The following is a 21,366-nucleotide window of genomic DNA, read 5'->3' as shown; positions in this document are numbered from 1 at the left end:
CTTAGCATATTTTTTGTTTTTTTGCATTCCTTTAAAATAATGACAAGCTACACAAAAGAAACATACATGCGCTGGTTCGAGCAAATGATGCTTATGCGCAGATTCGAAGAGAAAACGGCTCAATTGTATGGCCAGCAAAAAATAAAAGGTTTTTGCCATTTATACATTGGTCAGGAGGCTGTTGTTGCAGGTACTATGAGTGCTTTGGAAAAAGACGATAGAATAATAACTGCATACAGAGACCATGCACACGCTTTGGCTTGTGGTATTTCTGCTGATGCGGTAATGGCGGAATTATATGGTAAAGTTACCGGTTGTTCAAAAGGAAAAGGTGGTTCAATGCATATGTTTAGCAAAGAGCATAACTTTTTTGGCGGACATGGTATAGTTGGTGGGCAAATTCCATTAGGTGCAGGTATTGCCTTTGCCGATATGTATAGAGGAGGCAAACAAGTTACTGTTTGTTACATGGGTGATGGAGCAGTGCGCCAAGGCGCATTACACGAAGCCTTTAATATGGCTATGTTATGGAAAATTCCTGTAATATTTGTTTGTGAAAACAATGGATATGCCATGGGAACTTCAGTGGAGCGTACCACCAACCAAATGGATATTTATAAAATAGGTTTAGCCTACGATATGCCTTGTTCAGAAGTAGACGGTATGCAGGCAGAAACCGTTCATGCAGCTATAGCTGAAGCAGCTGAAAGAGCAAGAGCAGGAAACGGGCCAACATTTTTAGAGATTAAAACCTATAGATACCGCGGACATTCTATGAGTGACCCGGCTAAATACCGTACAAAAGAAGAAGTAGAAGAATATAAAATGCGTGACCCGTTAGAAAGAGTAAAACAAACTATTTTAACTAACAAATGGGCTACCGAAGCAGAATTGGATAGTATAGAGGAAAAAATAGTAACAGAAGTTCAGGCTTCGGTTGATTTTAGCGAAAACTCTCCATACCCTGAAGGTTCAGCACTATGGGAAGATGTATACGCAGAACCTAACTATCCGTTTATAACAGAGTAAGCAACAAAAATATTATTTAAATTATTATCAAAAACAAATACAGCATGTCAGAAAAGCACAAAGAATCAGAATTAGATATAGACGCTACTTTAATGGAAACAACCCATAAAGTAGAAGAATTTTATCATGACAATAAGAAAAATATATTAATAGTTGGTGGTGTTATTTTAGGAGCCATATTACTATACGTTTGTTATAATAAATTTTACGTTGAGCCAAAACAAAAAGAAGCAGAAGTTGCTATCTATCCGGCACAAGCTTGGTTTGAAATGGACTCAGTAGATTTAGCATTGAATGGTAAAGGTGATAAATTAGGTTTTATTGCTATTGCTGACGAGTTTGGAATGACTAAAACAGGAAACCTTGCGCATTATTACGCTGGTGCTTGTTACATGCAAAAAGGAGATTTTACCAATGCAATTGAGCAATTGGAAGATTTTAAAACCGATAATAAATTAGTAGGTCCTTTAGCAGAAGGTTTATTAGGCGATGCTTATAGCGAAACAAACGACTATAGTAAAGCAGTAAAACATTATACTAAAGCTGCTAGCATGGGCAAAAATAAATTAACCTCACCTATCTTTTTAAAGAAAGCAGGTTTAGTTTACGAAGAGCAAAAAGAATGGGGAAATGCTTTAGATATGTATGAAAAAATAAAATCAGAATATCCTGAGTCAACAGAAGCAACCGATATTGATAAGTTTATAGCAAGAGCTAAAGCATCAAAAGAAAACAGCTAAATAGTATTTACAAAGCCAAGCAATTTGTTTGGCTTTTTTTATAAAATAAAAAACAGCATGGCTAGTCATTTAAAAAATTTATCAAATACCAGTATAAAAACAAACGAGGCGTACGGAAAGTTTAAAATAGCTTTAGTAGTAGCTGAATGGAATAGTGAAATAACATTTGCATTAAGAGATGGAGCAATAGCTTTTTTGACCGAAATGGGTGTTAAAGACAAAAATATATTAATTAGCTATGTCCCCGGAGCCTATGAATTGGCTTTAGGTGCGCAATGGCTTGCAAACAATAAAAAGTTTGATGCAGTAATTACATTAGGTTGTGTAATAAAAGGCGATACACCACATTTTGATTTTATCAGTGATGCTTGTGCACATGGAATTATGCAAGTTGGCTTGCAAAGTAATAAACCGGTAGTTTTTGGTGTACTTACTACTGACAACCTCAAACAAGCGCAGGAACGCTGTGGAGGTAAACATGGCAATAAAGGAATTGAAGCTGCTGAAACAGCTTTAAAAATGGTTGCTTTACAACAAGAGTTAAGTTAATTAAAAAACGTATGAGTTATTTTTTTGCATTTGTATTTGTTTCCGTATTTTTAGGTATGTATTTACTATTTAAAAAGTATTCCAAGCGGAATGGAGACAAAGAAGATAATCAATAAATAAAAAAAGCCAGTGTTCAATTGAACACTGGCTTTTTTGTTAAGCTAAAAATATTAATTATTTTTTAGGTGCAGTTGGCTTTGGAGCTGTTGGAGGAGCATCTACAATACCTAATTTCTTTTTAACTGAATCAGTAATGTTATCGCCTTCAGGTTTATATAACATACCTGCAGTATTGCTATCAAAAACATAAGTGTAACCGGCATCTTTAGCAACCTGAGCAATAGCTTGTTTTGCTTTTTCTACAATTGGTTTTAACAAATCAGCTTCTTTTTTTCTGCTTTCTTCTACTGCTGATTGTTGAAACTCTTGGATACGAGCTTGTAAATCGCGTAATTCTTTTTCCTTGAATTCACGCATAGTTGGAGTTGTTGGTGTATTTTTTTCGTAGTCTTCGTATTTGGTTTTAAACTCTTGTTGTAGTTTAGCCAAATCATCTTCCAATTGTTTTTGGTATTTTTCCATATCGCTGTTAGCCTTTTTGTATTCCGGCATAGCAACCATAATTTCTTGTAAGTCTACATAACCCAACTTTTGAGCATTTGCAACAAATACTCCACCGCAAAGTGCAAATACCATTGCCAATGCAAATTTTCTGATCATTCTGTTCATTCGTGTTTATTTATTTTAATTTTTGTTTTAAGGTTTTGTCCCAGTATTACTTGGGTCAGGATTATTTTGTTTTGGTTTAGTGCTTTTATCAATTGCTATGCCAAGTTCAAACAATACGTCATTGCTCATATCGTATTTAGCATTGGTGTAAAGCATTACTACTTCGCCACCTTTTGCAAATATAAAGTCATAAGCACGAGCTTTTGCTAATTTTTGTATAGCATCAAAAACTTTATCTTGAATGGGTTTAACTAACTCTTGTCTTTTTTTGAATAATTCCCCTTCAAAACCAAATTTTTTATTTCTATAGTCCCTTAATTCTTCTTGTTTTTGCTTTAACTCTTCAACGCGTTTTTTCTTCATTTCATCGCTCATCAAAATTTGCTCAGCAGCAAATTCTTTTTCAGCTTTTTCCAATTCGGCCATTTTACGCTCCATCTCTTTTTGCCATTCTTCACTTAACGCATCCAATTGTTTTTGAGCAGAGCGGTATTCAGGAATTAAATCCAGTATATATTCCGTATCAACGTAGGCAAATTTTTGAGCTACCGCTTTAGAAGCGCCTAAGGTTAATAATACAGCAATAAGAATAATTATTTTTTTCATGATAATTTAAAACTGCTTTTTAAAATTTTTAGTGTACCAATATATAAATTTAAAACTGCTGTCCAATTAAGAAGTGGAAATTACCTCCGTTTACACCTTGGCGTAAAGGCACATCATCAATTCCCCATCCGTAGTCAAGTCCAATCATACCAAACATAGGTAAGAATATACGAACACCCATTCCATAACTTCTGTACAACTTAAAGGGGTTAAAATCCCTGAATTCCAATTGTGCATTTCCTGCCTCGGCAAATACCAATGGAAACACAGTAGCTTGAGGGTTTAATGAAATAGGGTAACGCAACTCCATGGTGTATCTATTGTAAACGGTTGCTCCTTTTGGTGCAATTTGACCTGTGCGTGGATCATTATACAAAGGTGTTAATGTATTGTCCTGGTATCCACGTAAAGCAATCAGCTCCCTACCATCAAGGTTAAATCCGGTAAGACCGGCACCACCCACCCAAAATCTTTCAAAGGGGGTTACACCAAGTGTACTGTTGTAATAACCAATGGCTCCAAAGTTTATTCGCGTCATTAAAACCAAATCGCCAAAAATTCTATTGAAGAAAGAAGCATCAAACTTCCATTTATGGAATTCAAGCCAACGCATTTTTTCACTTTCCTGTACTTGAGAATAGTCGGTATTACTAAACAACGAGTATGGTGGGGTAAATTGAAGCGACAAAGAAATATTAGAACCCGAACGAGGGTAAATGATTTGGTCAGTTGAGTTTCTACCCAAAACCATTTTAAAACTTAAATTGTTTGAAATGCCTTCGCCAATAGATGATATATAAGGCAAGCCGGCTTTACTGTATTGGTGGTCATATTGCTGGAAGCTGGCTTGGTATTGTAAAATAAAATAATCGTCAGGCCATTTTAATCTTTTTCCTAATCCAACCGTTAATCCGGTAGTATATAACCCGGTTCTGCGCTCGTCTTCGCTGCTGTAACCATTACTTTGGCGCGAATGGAAAACAGAAACACTCAATGCATTTGGTTTTTTGCCACCCAACCAAGGCTCCGTAAACGAGGCTGAATATGATTGATAATAAGTTCCATTGGTTTGAGCCCTTAATGAAATACGTTGTCCGTCTCCACTAGGTATAGGGTTCCATGCACTAGCTTTAGTAGCCTTACGTGCTGAAAAATTATTAATGGTTAAACCCAAAGTTCCTATAATCATCCCGGCTCCCCAGCCTCCTGAAAGTTCTATTTGGTCATTGGCACGCTCTTCTACTTTATATTCAATATCAACCGTACCCGTATTAGGGTTTGGCACCGGATTTACACCCAATGCTTCCGGGTTAAAATAACCAATTTGACTTAATTCACGTAAACTTCTTGTTATATCAGTTCTACTAAATAATTGGCCTGGTTTAGTACGTAATTCACGTAAAATAACGTGGTCGCTGGTTTTGGTATTTCCTTTTACAGTTACCTTGTTTATGCGAGCCTGCTCACCTTCACTAATTCTAATTTCAAGGTCAATGCTGTCATTTTCAATCAATACTTCAACAGGCTCTACCCTAAAAAACAAATACCCGTCATCCATATACAAAGTACTGATGTCAAGCCCTTGCTGGCTCATATTTAAACGTTGATCCAATAAGGTTTGGTCGTAAATATCGCCACGTTTTATATTCAGTACACGACTCAATTCTTCATCTTTGTACTTAGAGTTCCCTATAAACTTAATATTTCTGAAATAGTATTTAGCTCCTTCATTGATATTTATTTTAATATTTACATTTTGACTTTTTCCCCGCCAGATAGAATCAGATGTTATTTGAATATCCCTATAACCTAAACTTAAATATTTTTCAATAATTTTTTGTTTGTCATCAGTGTAGTTTTCATCAATAAATTTTGATTTGGCAAATAACCTGCGTTTCCATTTTGTTTCTTTCATCTGGGCACGCAGTTGTCTGTCTGTTAGTGCTTTGTTGCCAACAAATTCAATGTTTTCGATTTTTATTTTTGGGCCGGGCGTTACATATATCTTTAACTTATTGGTGTTTTTTATTGGATTGTATTCAACCAAATCAAATTTTACTTTTGTGTCCGAGCGGCCTTTGTCAGCATAAAACTTTTTAATTTCACGGTCTAAAGTAACCAATAAGTTTTCGTTTATTATTTGCCCTGATTTAATAGATAATTCGTCACTTAAATCTTCAGCCTTCCCTTTTCTAATACCTGTAATACTAAAGGTTGACAAACGGGGCTTTTCTTTTAAAACCAATTCAAGCCAAATTCTGTCGTCTTCAATTTTTTGGATTTTTATTTTAACATCATCAAAAAGTTTTTGCTTCCAAAGTGAACTAATGGCTTTGGTCACATCATCCGATGGGATTTTTATTTTTTGGCCTAACGAAATACCGGCAATAACCTGAATAACCGATTTGTCGTAATAACTCGTACCCGTTATTTCAAAGCCGGCCACTATATACGTTTTAGATGCATTGTAATCAATCACAGCGTATTTATTAGTGCTGTCTGATTGGGCAAATAAGGTATTGGTTAAACTTAAAAATATATATGCAATAAGTGCAATTTTCTTTGTCATGCGTCTAGTACGAAATAATGAATCCTTTAGTTACTAATTTGTTCTGTTGTTTTTCCAAAGCGCCTTTCTCTGTTTTGAAAATCAACAATTGCTTTGTAAAAATCTTCACGTGTAAAATCAGGCCACAATTTCTCAGTAAAATAGAGTTCAGCATAAGCCAACTCCCAAAGTAAAAAATTGCTAATACGTTGTTCTCCACTTGTTCTAATCATTAAATCAGGATGTGGCATTCCATTGGTCGATAAATGATTGTCAATTACCTGATCATTTATTTCGTCAATACGAAGCGTATTATTTTTTACTTTTTCGGCTATCTTTTTTACTGCATTTACCATATCCCACTTAGCGCTATAACTTAGTGCCAGCACTAAAGTCAGCCCTGTGTTATCTTTGGTTGCATCTATGGTTTCTAATAGTTGTGTTTGGCATTTTGGAGGTAAATCACTCATATTTCCAATAAAAGCCAGGCGAATATTATTTTTTTGTAAAGTAGCTGTTTCCTTTTTAATGGTATTTACTAACAGTTCCATTAATGCCATTACTTCGGCTTGCGGACGGCTCCAGTTTTCAGTGCTAAACGCATAAAGCGTTAAATATTTAATACCAAGCTCTGCCGCAGCTTCTGTACTTTCACGCACAGCAGTAACTCCATTTTGATGGCCAAAAATTCTAAATTTACCAAAACCCTTGGCCCAACGCCCATTTCCATCCATTATAATAGCTATGTGTTGAGGCAGTTTTTTGGTATCTATTTTATTTTTGTCGGACATGTTGTTTTTAGCAAAATCGGACGAAAATAACGAAAATGTTGGAATGGAAAAGGATGTTTTTGCTTAAGCGTAAGTATTACACTAATATGGTTTAATTTTAACTACTTGGCAATAAATGTTATTGGTTAACTATTTCCCAGAATTTTTCAGCAATAATGGTAAACCAAGCAGTGTAGTTTTCAGGGTTTTGTAACAGGTCGGTTTTTAGCCATTCTGTGTTAACCCATTTATAAGCAGCCACTTCTTGTGGGTTAATGTTTATGGCTTGGTTGTATTGGCCTACTAAAATATGGTCAAACTCATGTTCGGTTAAGCCATTTTCGAATGATGCTTTGTAAATAAAACTTGTTTTTGTATGCAATTCGCAATCAAACCCCATTTCTTCCTGTAATCTGCGGTGAGCGGCCTGTTCAATATTTTCTCCCGCCCGCGGATGGCTACAACAGGTATTAGTCCAAAGGCCGGCACTATGGTATTTGTGGAGCGCACGTTGTTGCAACAGCAACTCGTTTTTATGGTTAAATATAAAAACAGAAAAGGCACGGTGCAACAAACCTTTTTCGTGCGCCTCCTGTTTTTCCATTAAACCTGTTTCCCGGTCGTTTTCGTCTACTAAAATTACGTACTCTAATGCCATTTAAAAAACCAAACATAAGTGAAAGGTTTTGGTTTTTGCCAAGAGAATTTATTTATTACACCTATTTGAAACAAATAATACTTAGGTGCTACTGAAATTATATGTTAGATAAAAATTGTTACAAAATAGACAATGTTGTAAAAATAATAGATACCCTATAGCCACACTTTGTATTATTTTTACTTTTTTGCAGCATTATATTATAAAAATTATGTACGTAATAAAATTTGGAACTGACGGTTGGCGTGGAATTATAGCCGATGAATTTACTGTAGAAAATGTAAAACGTGTAGCGCAAGGAACAGCTGATTATGTGAAAGCAAATTTTGCCAATAATTTAAAAGTAGTTTTAGGTCACGATTGCCGTTTTGCAGGCGAGTTGTTTGCAGAAACTACAGCCAAAGTTTTATGTGCCAATGGCATAAAAGTAATTATGGCTAAAGGTTTTGTAAGCACCCCTATGATTAGTTTAGGTGCCGTAAAACAAGGTGCTGCATTGGGCGTAATTATTACAGCAAGCCATAACCCACCGGCATATAATGGGTTTAAATTAAAAGCACATTACGGTGGGCCAAGTAGTCCAGCGGTAATAGATGCAGTAGAAAATGCTATTCCTTCAACTGTTTCTTTAACCTTAAAAAATATAGACATTTTAGTTGCAGAAGGCATGGTTAGTTATACTGATTTAGAAACCATGTATGTGGATGAAGTAGAAAGCAAATTTGATTTAAAAATTATAAAAGAAAGTAAGTTTGAGTTTGCTTACGATGCTATGTATGGCGCAGGACAAAATGTAATGCGCAGGGTTTTTCCTGATATTACTATGTTGCATTGCGAGTACAACCCGGGTTTTGACGGGCAGGCACCGGAGCCTATTCATAAAAACCTGACAGAGTTTAGTGAGTTAATACGTATCAGCGAAGAGATAGATTGCGGTTTGGTAACCGATGGCGATGCTGATAGAATAGGTTTATACAATAAAAAAGGAGAGTTTGTTGATTCGCATCACATCATACTTTTATTGGTGCATTATTTACACAAGTACAAAGGCATGGATGGTAAAGTAATTACTACTTTCAGCGCTACTTCAAAAATTACTAAACTGGCCGAAGCGTACGGATTACCGATAGAAATAACCAAAATTGGTTTTAAATACATTTGCGAAAAAATGGTTACCGAAAATGTATTGGTAGGTGGCGAAGAAAGTGGAGGAATAGCTATTAAAGGATTTATTCCGGAACGCGATGGTATTTGGATTGGTTTAACCCTTTGGGAGTTTATGGCTAAAACAGGTAAAAGCTTAGATGAATTGATTCAGGAAGTGTATGATGTAGTAGGAAGTTTTGCTATGGGCAGAATTGATTTACATATTACCGAAGAAATTAAACAAAAAGTATTAGCCAATTGCAAAGCAGGTAAATACACCCAGTTTGGTGCTTATAAAATAGAAAAAACAGAAGATTTAGATGGTTTCAAATTCCATTTAGGAAATGGCGAATGGGTTATGATTCGTGCAAGCGGAACTGAACCCGTATTGCGTGTGTATAGCGAGTCAAGTACCAATGAAAAAGCTACAGCTATTTTAGAAGCAACCAAAACAGTATTGTTGGCTTAACAAATAGTTTAAGTATTCAAATAATAGTGAAAAAGCCTGCTTAAAAGCAGGTTTTTTTTGTTAGGTTAGTTGGTTTAATACTAGGTAAATCATGCTTCCTGTTTTTAGATTACGAATTGTGATTTTTTTTGAGTAAAATTGCTTCATGCCGATAGTAAATTCATTAGTAAGCTGGTACTTAAAAAAGCGGGTTCCGTTTATTGATAGAATAATGCTTGATCCTCATGCTGTGCAGGAAGAACAATTAATGAGTTTGTTAAACCAGGCAGAAGATACTTTTTTTGGTATCAGGCACAATTTTAAGACCATTCGTAATTTTGACGATTTCCAGAAGCAAGTTCCCATTACCAACTACGATGGTTTTAAACCGTATATTGACGAAATATTAAATGGCAAACAAAATGTAGTATGGCCCAGCGATACCCGTTGGTTTGCAAAATCATCAGGCACAACAAGCGATAAAAGTAAATTTATTCCCGTTACTTATGAAAGTTTAGACGAGTGCCATTTTCAAGGAGGTAAAGATGCTTTACTGTTTTATTTATTACAAAACCCCGATAGCAATTTGTTTGATGGAAAAGGTTTGGTAATAGGTGGAAGTAACAATGTAAATAAATTAAACGAAGAAAGTTTTTATGGCGATTTATCAGCCGTCATGATGCAGAACATGCCCTTTTGGGCACATTATTTACGTACTCCTGAATTGGCTATAGCATTAATGAATAATTGGGACGAAAAAGTAGAGAAAATGGCAAGAGCTACTTTAAGCGAAAACGTAACCAATATGTCAGGTGTTCCTACATGGACAATCGTACTAATAGAAAAGTTATATGAGATAACTGGTAAAAATTGTTTAACAGATATTTGGCCTAATTTAGAATTATATATTCATGGTGGAGTAAGCTTTACTCCCTATAAGCAAAAATTTAAAAAGTTAATCAACAACAGCCAGCTTAATTATTTAGAAACCTACAATGCCTCAGAAGGCTTTTTTGGTATTCAGGATGATTTGAAACGTGACGATATGCTATTGATGCTTGATTACGGGGTGTTTTTTGAGTTTATGCCTATGAGCGAATATGGCAAAGAACAACCTAAAACAGTAAGCATAGGCGAAGTAAGCATGAATGAAAATTATGCGTTGGTTATAACCACCAATGCAGGTTTATGGCGTTATATAGTTGGCGATACCATTAAGTTTACTTCTACCAAACCATATAAATTTAAAATTACAGGCCGCACCAAACATTTTATCAATGCCTTTGGCGAAGAATTAATGATAGAGAATGCAGACTCCGCTATTAGCAAAGCATGCCATGAGTTAGATGCACATATAGTTGATTATACAGCAGCACCTATTTACTTTGACGATAACCAGAAAGGTGGGCACGAATGGTTAATAGAGTTTGACAAAGCACCGGCAAATATTGATGAGTTTTCGAGCTATTTAGATAACTATTTGAAAGAGTTAAACAGTGATTACGAAGCCAAACGATATAAAGATATGGCAATGCAAATGCCTAAAATCAATTGCTTACCAAGAGGAGCGTTTAATAATTGGCTTAAATATAAACAAAAATTAGGAGGGCAGCACAAAGTTCCCCGCTTAAGTAACCACCGAGATATTGTGGAAGAAATATTAGGTATGCAGGGTCACAGCGTTTCTTTATAACATATTTTCTTTCTCTTAAAAGCAACACTTTACTTTTTGCTTTAAAAAAAGCACATTTGCAACAATGGCATTATATATTGATAACAGCATTTTAAAAGGTGCGGGCAAAGGATTGTTTACAGATTCATTAATAAAAAGAGGAGAAAAAGTAGTTGAATACACAGGTGATGTAATAACCTGGAAAGAGTGTGAGCGTAGAAATGGCGATATGAAAGATGGTGTAGGAGCCTATTACTTTTACATAAGCGAAAAGAAATGCATTGATGCCCAAAACCATTTAGATAGTATGGCACGTTATTGCAACGATGCCAACGGCTTTACCAAAATACCCGGCTTAAGAAACAATGCACGTTTCGAAATTATTCGCGGTAGAGTATATATTATAGCCAGCCGTAACTTAAAGCCAAGCGATGAAGTTTTTGTAGCTTATGGACGTGAATACTGGGACGCCTTAATTGAACAAGGCTTTGGTCCAAAGCCTGGCAAGAAAAAATAAATTTATTTTTTCAGTAATTGTGCCTTTCAAATCAGGGAACAATTCATTTTATTGCTTTACAATATTATTTAAACAGTTCGTTTATGCTTGTTAGAACATTTGGCAGCGCAGTACATGGTGTTGATGCTGTAACTATAACCGTAGAGGTAAATGTGGGAGAGGGAAATGGAGTAGGCTATTTTTTAGTAGGCTTACCTGACAATGCCGTAAAAGAAAGTCAACACAGAATAGAAACAGCCTTAAAAAATAACCACTATAAAATGCCAAGGCAAAAAGTAGTTATTAATATGGCACCTGCCGATATACGCAAAGAGGGTTCCGCTTACGATGCAACAATAGCCATTGGTTATTTAGCCGCATCAGACCAGTTGAATGCAGAGCATGTAGAAAAGTATATTATTATGGGCGAACTAAGCTTAGATGGTTATTTAAAACCCATCAAAGGAGCTTTACCCATTGCCATTAAAGCACGCGAAGAAGGCTTTGCAGGCTTTATTTTACCCAAAGAAAATGCACGTGAGGCAGCCATTGTAAATAATTTAAAAGTATACGGTGCTACCCATATTCGCGAAATTATTGAGTTTTTCAATGGCGATGAAAGCCATTTAGCACCATACGAAATTGATACCCGCAAGGAGTTTGAAGATAATTTGGCTTTAAACGAAGATGATTTTGCAGATGTACGCGGACAGGAAAATATAAAACGAGCTTTAGAAATAGCAGCAGCAGGTGGACACAATGTTATTTTGATTGGCCCTCCGGGTGCCGGAAAAACCATGTTGGCTAAGCGTTTACCGAGCATATTGCCGCCTTTAAACTTACACGAGGCCTTAGAAACAACTAAAATACATTCAGTAGCAGGCAGACTTAAAAGCAACTCATCCTTATTGTATTCACGTCCTTTCAGGGCGCCACACCATACCATTAGCGATATAGCATTGGTAGGCGGAGGCAATGTACCACAACCGGGCGAAATAAGTTTGGCCCATAACGGTGTTTTATTTTTAGATGAATTACCCGAGTTTAAACGAACCGTTTTAGAAGTAATGCGCCAACCCTTAGAAGAAAGGCGTGTAACAATTTCAAGAGCTAAATTTAGTATTGAATATCCAACCAGTTTTATGTTGGTAGCAAGCATGAATCCTTGCCCTTGCGGTTATTTTAACCATCCTGAAAAAGAGTGTGTATGCGGAACAAGCGTAGTGCAAAAATATTTAAGTAAAGTATCAGGTCCTTTATTAGACAGGATAGATATACATATAGAAGTAACACCCGTTAATTTTGACCAGTTAGCTGATTCGCGAAAAGCCGAACGCAGCGAAAAAATCAGAGAACGTGTTATCAAAGCAAGAGAAATTCAAAGCAATCGTTTTGCCGGTAACCCCAATATTTATAGTAATGCCCAAATGAGCAGTACACAGGTAAGAGAACTTTGCCAGATAAGTAATATAGGGCAAACCCTGTTAAAAACAGCCATGAATAAATTACAACTGTCGGCCAGAGCATATGACAGGATTTTAAAAGTAGCACGTACCATTAGCGATTTAGCAGGTAGCGAAGAAATAAAAACAGAACATTTAGCAGAAGCTATTCAATACCGTAGTTTGGATAGAGAAACATGGGCTGGTAATAATAATTAATAGAATATGGAAGAAAAATATCCAACACTTTTAGCAAGAATACAGTCTTCCCTTATTGATGGAATCCTAGTTATTATTTTAATGTATATTACATCTATGCTGCTAGATAAATTTCCTAATATTTATGATGAGATTAGAGTTTTTCTTTTTGTACTGATTGTAGTTTTGTTTGATCCAATTTGTGTAAGTTTAGGATGTACTTTAGGAAATTATATGATGGGGATAAGAGTGAGGAAAGCAGAGGATACCAGTAAGAAAATTGATTTTTTTCAAGCACTTTTTAGATATCCTATTAAATTAATTTTAGGTTCAATTTCATTTTTAACTATTCATAGCAATCCCAACAGAAGAGCAATTCATGATTTTGTTTCGGGAAGTGTGATGATAGAATTATAAATACGATGATGCAAAAAATAAAAGCCTTCTTTATGCAAAATAAAACCCTCATTGGGCTTTATATTTTAGCCACCATTATAGCAAGCGTACATTTGTATTTGTTACCCGACAATACTTTTGGCGGAACCTATACCCATTACAATAATTTTATTATTTTTAAGTATTCATTCTGGCATTTAATAAATGGGCAGGATTTATACATTGAACATTTAACCGACCAATATGATTTATTCAAATACAGCCCGGCTTTTGCCTTGGCTATGGCGCCATTTGCTTTGTTGCCCAATTGGTTTGGCTTAGTAATTTGGAATTTACTCAATACCTCTTTATTACTTTGGGCGGTTTTTAAACTAAAACTATTTACCAATACACAGAAACAAATAGCCTTATTACTTATTTTTTTCGAAACGCTTACCAGTTTACAAAGTGCCCAAACCAATGTAATGATGGTGGCTTTGTTTTTGTTTGCCTATCATTTTTTCGAAACAGACAAACCACACTGGGCGGCTTTAATGCTCATGCTTTCCGTGTTTATTAAATTATTTGGTTTAATACTTTTCCCATTGTTCTTATTGTACAAATACAAAGAAAAATTCATTGTTTGGTCAGCCGTTTGGTTTATGCTTTTATTGGCTATTCCGCTCTTAGTGGTTAATATGAATCAACTACTGCATTTGTATATAAGTTGGTGGAATATGTTACAACAAGACCATTCCGTGAGTTTTGGTCTTTCCGTAATGGGTTGGTTAAAAACTTGGTTTTTTATAGAACCAAACAAAACATTGGTGGTTGGTTTAGGTCTGCTTATTTTATTAGTAAGTATTGTTTTACATATTAAAACCACCGACTGGACAAAACGGGCTTTGTTATTTGCCAGCAGTTTAATCTGGGTTATTATTTTTAACCATAAAGCTGAATCGTCTACCTTTAATATAGCTTTGGTTGGGGTGGCTATTTATTATTTGGTTGCACCACCAAGCAAATTAAAAAATGGCTTATTGGTATTTTGTTTGTTGTTTACCAGCCTTTCGCCAACCGATTTATTTCCGCCTTATGTAAGAGTACATATAGTTACTCCATACGTATTAAAAGCAGTACCTTGCATTTTTATTTGGTTCCATATTAACTATTTACTTTTTAGCCGTAAACAAGCATTTGCCGAACCGGTTTTGGAAACACCTAAAAACCAATAAATATCAGCCTCCAAAAAATAGAGTTGTTTTACTTAAAATCAATTTTATTTTCGCAGCCAGTTATTTAAAGTCTTAATTATTAAATAAAATACAAAAATGAAAGTAGGTATTAATGGATTTGGCCGTATTGGCCGTTTGGTTTTCAGAGCCGCTATGCACAACCCCAATGTGCAAATTGTAGGAATTAACGATTTAATTGATGTTGATTACATGGCCTATATGTTAAAATACGATTCAACTCATGGTATTTTTAAAGGTACTATTGCAGTAGAAGGAGGTCAGTTAGTAGTAAACGGAAATAAAATCAGAGTAACTGCAGAGCGCGATCCAGCCAACTTAAAATGGGACGAAATTGGTGCTGAATACATAGTAGAATCTACAGGCTTATTCTTAGAGCAATCAAATGCTTCGGCACATATAAAAGCAGGCGCTAAAAAAGTAATTATGAGCGCTCCTGCTAAAGATGATACTCCTACGTTTGTAATGGGTGTTAACCATAAAACATATTCAAAAGATATGAATATAGTTTCAAATGCTAGTTGTACTACCAACTGTTTAGCGCCAATTGCTAAAGTGTTAAACGATAACTTCGGTATTTTAGAAGGTTTAATGACTACTGTTCATGCAGTAACAGCTACCCAAAAAACAGTGGATGGCCCAAGTGCTAAAGACTGGAGAGGTGGTCGTGGAGCTTATCAAAATATTATTCCTTCGTCAACAGGAGCAGCTAAAGCAGTAGGTTTAGTTATTCCAGAATTAAAAGGAAAATTAACAGGTATGAGTTTACGTGTTCCTACACCGGACGTATCAGTAGTTGATTTAACTTGCCGTTTAGTAAAAGGAGCAAGCTACGAAGCTATTAAAGCAGCTATGAAAGCCGCTTCAGAAGGTGAAATGAAAGGTATATTAGGTTATACAGAAGACGAAGTAGTAAGTAACGATTTCTTAGGCGATTCACGTACTTCTATTTTTGATGCAAAAGCAGGTATTTCATTAAACGATAATTTTGTAAAAGTAATTAGCTGGTATGATAACGAGTGGGGTTATTCAAACAAAGTGGTTGATTTAATCAGTTATATGGATTCAGTAAAATAATAATACTGAATTTAGTAATATTACGAAAGGGTGTTTCAACTTGTTGAAGCACCCTTTTTAGTTTAGTTAATTGGGTTAATGACTCAAGGAATAAGCCATAACAAAAAATAGAAACCTTTTAACTTTGGTTATATTTGCCCTCCTTTTAATTAATGGTATAATGACGGAAAACAAAAAATTTATAACCGATAGCAACATAGAAATAAAAGAACTTTATAGCCCCGCAGGTAATTTAGTAAATAATGAATTACCGGGTGAATTTCCTTACACAAGAGGCGTTCAGCCAGATATGTATAGAGGACGTTTATGGACTATGCGCCAATATGCAGGTTTTTCAACAGCCGAAGAATCTAACAAACGGTATAAATATTTATTAGCCAACGGTACTATGGGTTTATCAGTAGCTTTTGATTTACCAACCCAAATAGGGTATGATAGCGACCATGTAATGAGCGAAGGAGAAGTAGGTAAAGTAGGAGTGGCTATTGATAGCTTACGCGATATAGAAACGCTTTTTGACGGCATACAATTACAAGACATTACAACCAGTATGACCATCAATGCAACGGCATCCACCTTATTGTCGTTTTATATTGCACTGGCAAAAAAACAAGGAGCCGATATAAAGAAAATTTCAGGTACCATACAAAACGATATATTGAAAGAATACGCTGCGCGCGGCACCTATATTTATCCGCCAAAACCCAGCATGCGCATTATTACCGATATTTTTGAATACTGTAGTAAAGAAGTTCCTAAATGGAATACCATTTCTATTTCAGGTTACCATATACGTGAAGCTGGAAGTACCGCAGTGCAAGAAATAGCCTTTACTTTAGCCAATGCTAAAGCCTATAGCGAAGCAGCTATTGCCAAAGGATTAGATATAAATGTATTTGGTCAGCGCTTGTCGTTTTTTTTCAATGCACACAATAATTTTTTTGAAGAAATAGCCAAGTTCAGAGCTGCACGCAGAATGTGGGCTAAAATGGCTAAAGACCTGGGAGCAACCAATCCAAAAGCCATGATGTTGCGTTTTCATACCCAAACAGGAGGCAGTACATTACAAGCACAACAAGCAGAAAACAATATAGCCCGTGTAACGATACAAGCCATGGCAGCCGTATTGGGTGGTACCCAAAGTTTACATACCAATGGTTTTGACGAAGCATTGAGTTTACCTACCGAAGCTGCAGCGCGAACAGCTTTACGCACTCAACAAATAATAGCTTTTGAAAGTGGTGTGGTTGATACCGTTGATCCGTTAGGTGGAAGTTATTTTATAGAAGAATTAACTAACCAAGTAGAAGCTGAAGCGTGGAAATACATTGAACGTATTGATGCCATGGGGGGCAGTGTAAATGCTATTGAGCAAGGCTATATGCAAAATGAAATAGCCAGTGCCAGTTATAAATACCAAACCGATATAGAACGCAATGAAAAAGTAATTGTAGGTGTAAATAAGTTTACCGTAAAAGAAGAAGTAGCTCCTCCGGCATTTAAAATTGATGATAGTATCAGAGTACAGCAAACAGCCAGAATAAACCAGCTAAAAGCAGAACGTGATAATGACAAAGTAAAATATTGTTTAACCCAATTAGACCAAGCGGCTAAAGATGGAAGTAATGTAATGCCTTTTATTATTGATGCCGTTGAACAGTATGCTACATTGGGCGAAGTAGCTGATACATTTAGAAATGTTTTTGGAGAGTATAAAGCCTAACAACCCAAAATGTTGTTAAATGGAGTTTTTATTTTATAAAATATTTATACCTTGCAACTAGTGGAGCAGCAAGTAACGCCTAAAGAAAAAATACTTAAAAAAGTAAGACAAGCACTTACTTTTAAAGGTAAAAATCAATATGCCAATATTGATTTGGATAGCAATGTTTATGTGCAGCCCAGCTCAGATAGCAATGTAGTAGAAGTATTTGCCAGGCAACTAACCGAAGCAAGTGGCCAGTTTATATACTGCAGCAACCAATTCGATTTTTTAGATAAATTGATAACCCTACTTGACCAACGTAAATGGAAACATTTTTTCTGTTGGGAACATCAATTGCAGGATATGCTAAAAGATACCGGTATTAATTTTAGCCATAGAAAAGAATTTTTAGATAAAGTGCAGGGTGCTATTACTTCGTGCGAGGCTTTAATTGCACGTACAGGCACTATATTAGTAAGTTCAAGTGCCAATAGCAGGGCATTAACCATATGGCCTCCGGTACATATAGTAATGGCCAAAAAATCGCAAGTGGTAATGGAAATGAAAGATGGCTTTCAACTGGTTAAAAACAGGTACGGAAAAAACATACCATCTATGCTTAGTTTTATTACAGGCCCTAGCAGAACAGCAGATATTGAAAGCACCTTGGTAATTGGGGCCCATGGTCCTACAGAAATTTTTGTTTTTGTGGTGGACGATGAAAGAAAAGACTAGGAAACAGATTCTGTAACGTGCAAAAAAAAACTTACTTCATATCAGACTTTCATTTAGGTATTCCCACTTTTGAAGAAAGTAGAGAACGCGAAAAACGTATCATATCATTTTTAAATGAAATAGAAGCCGATTGCAAAGAGCTTTATATTGTTGGTGATATTTTTGATTTTTGGTTTGAGTTTAAAACCGTTGTTCCAAAAGGTTTTGTCCGTTTACTGGCTAAATTAGCCCATTTTACAGATAGTGGAATTCCCGTTCATGTTTTTCACGGTAACCACGATTTATGGCAATTTGGTTATTTAGAGAAAGAAATTGGATGTATGGTTTACAGTAAACCCATTATAAAAACCATAGCAGGTAAAAAATTATACATTGGCCATGGCGATGGATTAGGCCCGCGTCAGTTTAAATTTAAATTCATATTAGGCATATACAGGAACAAGTTTTTTCAACGCTTATTTGCCTTTTTTCACCCAAACATAGGTATAGGTATAGCCAACTGGTTTAGCCATAAAAGCAAAGAAAAAACCTATAGCGATAACCATGCTTTTTATGGTGAAAAAGAATTCTTAATTCAACATGCGCGTCAATTTTTAGCACATGAAAATATTGATTTTTTTATTTTTGGTCACAGGCATTTGCCTATGGTTTATCAACTCACCAAAACAAGTTCCTATATTAATTTAGGCGATTGGATTGAATACAATACCTATTTAGTAATTGATGAAGATAGTGTAGCGTTAAAAAGTTACACAAGTCCCTCAGAGAGTTTTGTTTACTCGGAAAAATGATGGAAAAGTTTCAAATAATTATTAAAAAAAAATTAAGCGTTTTTGTAAAAATAATTGCTTTGGCGGGGCTGTTTATTTTGGGTCAGAAACAAGCGTTAAGCCAGGTGCTTGACAGTACTAAACTAAAAAGCAACTTTAAATTAAGTGCCAAGTATATTCAGGCCGATGAACTCGGCAATATTTACGTAGTTTCAGCCACCAATCAATTATATAAATACGACCAGTCAGGTAAAATACTAGCTACCCTAAATTACAATTACAGTGGTAATATTACCAGTATAGATGCTTCCAACCCTATGGAGTTATATGTGTTTTATAAAGAAATAAACAGGGTAATATTTTTAGATAATAATTTAGCCTACCGGGGCGAAATAGATTTAACAAAATCAAATATCATTCAGGCATCTTCCGTTGCCAGAAGTTATGACAATGGTTTATGGGTATTTGATTTAGGCGATTTACAGCTAAAAAAATTAGATAAAGAAGGTAAACAATACCAAAGTTCAGGTAACATAAAACAATTTTGCAACTTTAATTTTGTACCCAATTATTTAGCCGATAATGGTAAGCAGGTAATCTTGTCCAACGATAGTGTTATCTTATTTTTTGATGTGTTTGCTTCCTATACCCGCACACTAAAAGTAAATAATGCCACTACACTGCAGTTAGGTACTGAATATTTATTTCATACTTCAGCCAATCATGTTAACATGATTGATTTAAAAATAGGCATAGTGAAAAACTCCTTTAGTTTTAGTTACAGTTATAAAACCCAATGGGCTTTTGTAAGCAAAGAATATATTTATTGCTTTGACGGAAGTAATATTTTTATTTTTAGCAGAGACTAAACGTGATTTTCGATATAGTCAATCAGCGAATGAATAATTTTAATATGAATTTCCTGGGCTCTGTCAGCATACGGGCTGTGTGGCGCTCTTATTTCTACATCGCATAAGCCAGCCATTTTGCCACCGTCTTTACCCGTTAGTCCTACTATTTTAATACCTTTTTGTTTTGCCACCTCCATGGCTTTAATTACGTTAGTAGAATTACCACTGCTGGAAATAGCCAAAAGTACATCCCCTTTGCGGCCAACGGCTTCGAGGTATCTGCTAAAAACGTAATCGTAACCGTAATCATTTCCCACACAAGCCATGTGGCTCACGTCACTCATAGAAATAGCCCCAATAGCAGGCCTGTCATTTCTATATTTACCGGTTAATTCCTCTGCAAAGTGCATGGCATCGCACATACTGCCTCCATTGCCACAACTTAAAATTTTACCGTCATTTTTAACCGCATCTACCATTAATTGCCCAGCTTTTTCTATAGCTTCAAAATTGGAATCATTATTTAAAAATTGTGTTAAAATATGAGAAGCTTCTTCAAAGTGCTGTTTAATAGAGTTCATGCTAAAATTATAATTTGCTTCAATATTAACATTAATCTATAAAATTAAATACATTTACAAACCAATAGCATTTTTTTTCGTATTAGAGTTTAATAAATTAATAATTTATTACCAAATTGCATTTAATTAACTATAAAATAATAAATTAAGAATAATATGAATAAACACGTACACTTATTACTGATTTTATTTTTGCTTGCTATAGCAAGCAAAATCAGTGCTCAACCAACCTTTTACACTGGGAATATAAATGCACCTAGTAATTCCTTTCCTTTTAACTGGGGTACTGCCGGAAAATCAATGCAATCTCTGGTTGCTCCCGGTGAATTAACAGGAGCCTATATAGGTAGAATAACAACATTGTATTTTCAGGGTACTGCAAGCAATACTTCTAATTTTACCGGTGTAACCATTAATATGGGGCAAACAGCAGCAACAACATTGCCTGCTTCTTCCATTGTTACAGGATTAACAAATGTTTATACTGCAGCCACACTCACGGCTTCATCTGATGCTGCCGGTTGGATGTCCATTACCTTACAAACACCATTTGTTTATGACCCGGCTCAAAGTTTAGTAATTGAAATTACTATTTGTTCTACCAATTCAGGGGCATTTACAGTTACTAATGTTTCAAAATCTGGCTTCAGAAGAACTTGGAATGTAAGTGGTTGTACCATGGCTTATTCTGGTCAGGATGCAAATTTATTTAATTTTGGAGTAGATATGATACCGGGCGTTGGTGCAAATAATTTACTACCTCCTATTGCTAATTTCTATACACCTGATACCGTTTGGATTAACAGTCCACAAACTATATTAAATACTTCAAGTTTTCAAAGCCGTGTGTTTTGGAACTTACCTGATGAAAACCCATTATACCCTGGTTACAACCGTACTACAGCAGGTGTTTATGCAGGTTATATTGATACGGCTAAATACAAAAACCACTTTACTTATACTTTTACCTCACCAGGTTTAAAACGTG

Annotated in this window: 21 protein-coding genes; 15 read left to right on the top strand and 6 right to left on the bottom strand. The window is 35.5% G+C overall.

Going from position 1 to position 21,366, the window contains the following annotated elements:
• Positions 1–39 precede the first annotated feature (39 nt).
• Genes pdhA through ribH form a run of 3 tightly spaced genes read left to right on the top strand, consistent with a single transcriptional unit; the run spans position 40 to position 2,318 of the window.
• On the top strand, positions 40–1,029 hold the full coding sequence (pdhA, locus tag V4538_05755; GenBank protein MES2380523.1) for a pyruvate dehydrogenase (acetyl-transferring) E1 component subunit alpha: 990 nt from the start codon (positions 40–42) through the stop codon (positions 1,027–1,029).
• Between the two features lie 44 nt (positions 1,030–1,073).
• Positions 1,074–1,769: a tetratricopeptide repeat protein gene (locus V4538_05750; protein ID MES2380522.1), complete on the top strand. Its 696-nt coding sequence runs from the start codon at positions 1,074–1,076 to the stop codon at positions 1,767–1,769.
• Positions 1,770–1,826: 57 nt separating this feature from the next.
• Entirely contained in the window at positions 1,827–2,318 is a 492-nt protein-coding gene (gene ribH / locus V4538_05745; protein MES2380521.1) for a 6,7-dimethyl-8-ribityllumazine synthase, read from the top strand.
• 174 nt (positions 2,319–2,492) lie between these two features.
• Here the strand turns inward: ribH and V4538_05740 are convergent, their stop codons facing one another.
• The 5 genes from V4538_05740 to idi form a co-directional block, all read right to left on the bottom strand.
• Positions 2,493–3,047, bottom strand: coding sequence for an OmpH family outer membrane protein (locus V4538_05740; protein MES2380520.1), 555 nt, complete (start codon positions 3,045–3,047; stop codon positions 2,493–2,495).
• A 27-nt stretch (positions 3,048–3,074) separates the two neighbouring features.
• On the bottom strand, positions 3,075–3,653 hold the full coding sequence (locus V4538_05735) for an OmpH family outer membrane protein (protein ID MES2380519.1): 579 nt from the start codon (positions 3,651–3,653) through the stop codon (positions 3,075–3,077).
• Positions 3,654–3,702: 49 nt separating this feature from the next.
• Positions 3,703–6,222, bottom strand: coding sequence for an outer membrane protein assembly factor BamA (gene bamA, locus V4538_05730; protein ID MES2380518.1), 2,520 nt, complete (start codon positions 6,220–6,222; stop codon positions 3,703–3,705).
• 26 nt (positions 6,223–6,248) lie between these two features.
• Positions 6,249–6,992, bottom strand: coding sequence for an isoprenyl transferase (locus V4538_05725; GenBank protein MES2380517.1), 744 nt, complete (start codon positions 6,990–6,992; stop codon positions 6,249–6,251).
• 118 nt (positions 6,993–7,110) lie between these two features.
• Positions 7,111–7,629, bottom strand: coding sequence for an isopentenyl-diphosphate Delta-isomerase (idi, locus tag V4538_05720; protein ID MES2380516.1), 519 nt, complete (start codon positions 7,627–7,629; stop codon positions 7,111–7,113).
• Positions 7,630–7,840: 211 nt separating this feature from the next.
• Here idi and V4538_05715 point away from each other — a divergent pair, with 211 nt between their 5' ends.
• The 11 genes from V4538_05715 (at position 7,841) to V4538_05665 (ending at position 19,815) form a co-directional block, all read left to right on the top strand.
• Positions 7,841–9,244 (top strand): phosphoglucomutase/phosphomannomutase family protein, encoded by a 1,404-nt coding sequence (locus tag V4538_05715; protein MES2380515.1) that lies wholly within the window; start codon positions 7,841–7,843, stop codon positions 9,242–9,244.
• Positions 9,245–9,389: 145 nt separating this feature from the next.
• Complete coding sequence (locus tag V4538_05710) at positions 9,390–10,916, top strand: GH3 auxin-responsive promoter family protein (protein MES2380514.1); 1,527 nt, start codon at positions 9,390–9,392, stop codon at positions 10,914–10,916.
• 64 nt (positions 10,917–10,980) lie between these two features.
• Complete coding sequence (locus V4538_05705; protein MES2380513.1) at positions 10,981–11,412, top strand: SET domain-containing protein; 432 nt, start codon at positions 10,981–10,983, stop codon at positions 11,410–11,412.
• 83 nt (positions 11,413–11,495) lie between these two features.
• A complete protein-coding gene (locus V4538_05700; protein MES2380512.1) occupies positions 11,496–13,052 on the top strand; it encodes a YifB family Mg chelatase-like AAA ATPase in 1,557 nt (518 codons plus the stop codon).
• 6 nt (positions 13,053–13,058) lie between these two features.
• Positions 13,059–13,448, top strand: a complete 390-nt coding sequence (locus tag V4538_05695) for an RDD family protein (protein MES2380511.1) — start codon at positions 13,059–13,061, stop codon at positions 13,446–13,448.
• A gap of 32 nt (positions 13,449–13,480) precedes the next feature.
• Entirely contained in the window at positions 13,481–14,641 is a 1,161-nt protein-coding gene (locus tag V4538_05690) for a glycosyltransferase family 87 protein (protein MES2380510.1), read from the top strand.
• A gap of 96 nt (positions 14,642–14,737) precedes the next feature.
• Positions 14,738–15,736, top strand: a complete 999-nt coding sequence (gap, locus tag V4538_05685; protein ID MES2380509.1) for a type I glyceraldehyde-3-phosphate dehydrogenase — start codon at positions 14,738–14,740, stop codon at positions 15,734–15,736.
• Positions 15,737–15,896: 160 nt separating this feature from the next.
• Positions 15,897–17,459 (top strand): methylmalonyl-CoA mutase family protein, encoded by a 1,563-nt coding sequence (locus V4538_05680; GenBank protein ID MES2380508.1) that lies wholly within the window; start codon positions 15,897–15,899, stop codon positions 17,457–17,459.
• 60 nt (positions 17,460–17,519) lie between these two features.
• Positions 17,520–18,176 carry a lactate utilization protein gene (locus tag V4538_05675; GenBank protein ID MES2380507.1) on the top strand — a complete coding sequence of 219 codons (657 nt, stop codon included), beginning with the start codon at positions 17,520–17,522 and terminating at the stop codon, positions 18,174–18,176.
• 17 nt (positions 18,177–18,193) lie between these two features.
• On the top strand, positions 18,194–18,967 hold the full coding sequence (locus tag V4538_05670; GenBank protein ID MES2380506.1) for a UDP-2,3-diacylglucosamine diphosphatase: 774 nt from the start codon (positions 18,194–18,196) through the stop codon (positions 18,965–18,967).
• On the top strand, positions 18,964–19,815 hold the full coding sequence (locus V4538_05665; GenBank protein MES2380505.1) for a hypothetical protein: 852 nt from the start codon (positions 18,964–18,966) through the stop codon (positions 19,813–19,815). The genes V4538_05670 and V4538_05665 overlap by 4 nt, the downstream gene beginning before the upstream one ends.
• Here the strand turns inward: V4538_05665 and lpcA are convergent.
• Positions 19,812–20,378 carry a D-sedoheptulose 7-phosphate isomerase gene (gene lpcA, locus V4538_05660; protein ID MES2380504.1) on the bottom strand — a complete coding sequence of 189 codons (567 nt, stop codon included), beginning with the start codon at positions 20,376–20,378 and terminating at the stop codon, positions 19,812–19,814. The genes V4538_05665 and lpcA overlap by 4 nt on opposite strands.
• Before the next feature lie 156 nt (positions 20,379–20,534).
• On the opposite strand from lpcA, the gene V4538_05655 reads away from it, so the two are divergent.
• A partial coding sequence (locus tag V4538_05655; protein MES2380503.1) for a hypothetical protein occupies positions 20,535–21,366 on the top strand: 832 nt, incomplete at its 3' end.

The organism is Bacteroidota bacterium (assembly GCA_040388375.1).
In the GTDB taxonomy this organism is placed as follows: Bacteria; Bacteroidota; Bacteroidia; order UKL13-3; family UKL13-3; genus JAAFJM01.
Note: the sequence above shows the minus strand (reverse complement) of the source record. Positions and strands in the feature narration are given on the sequence as shown.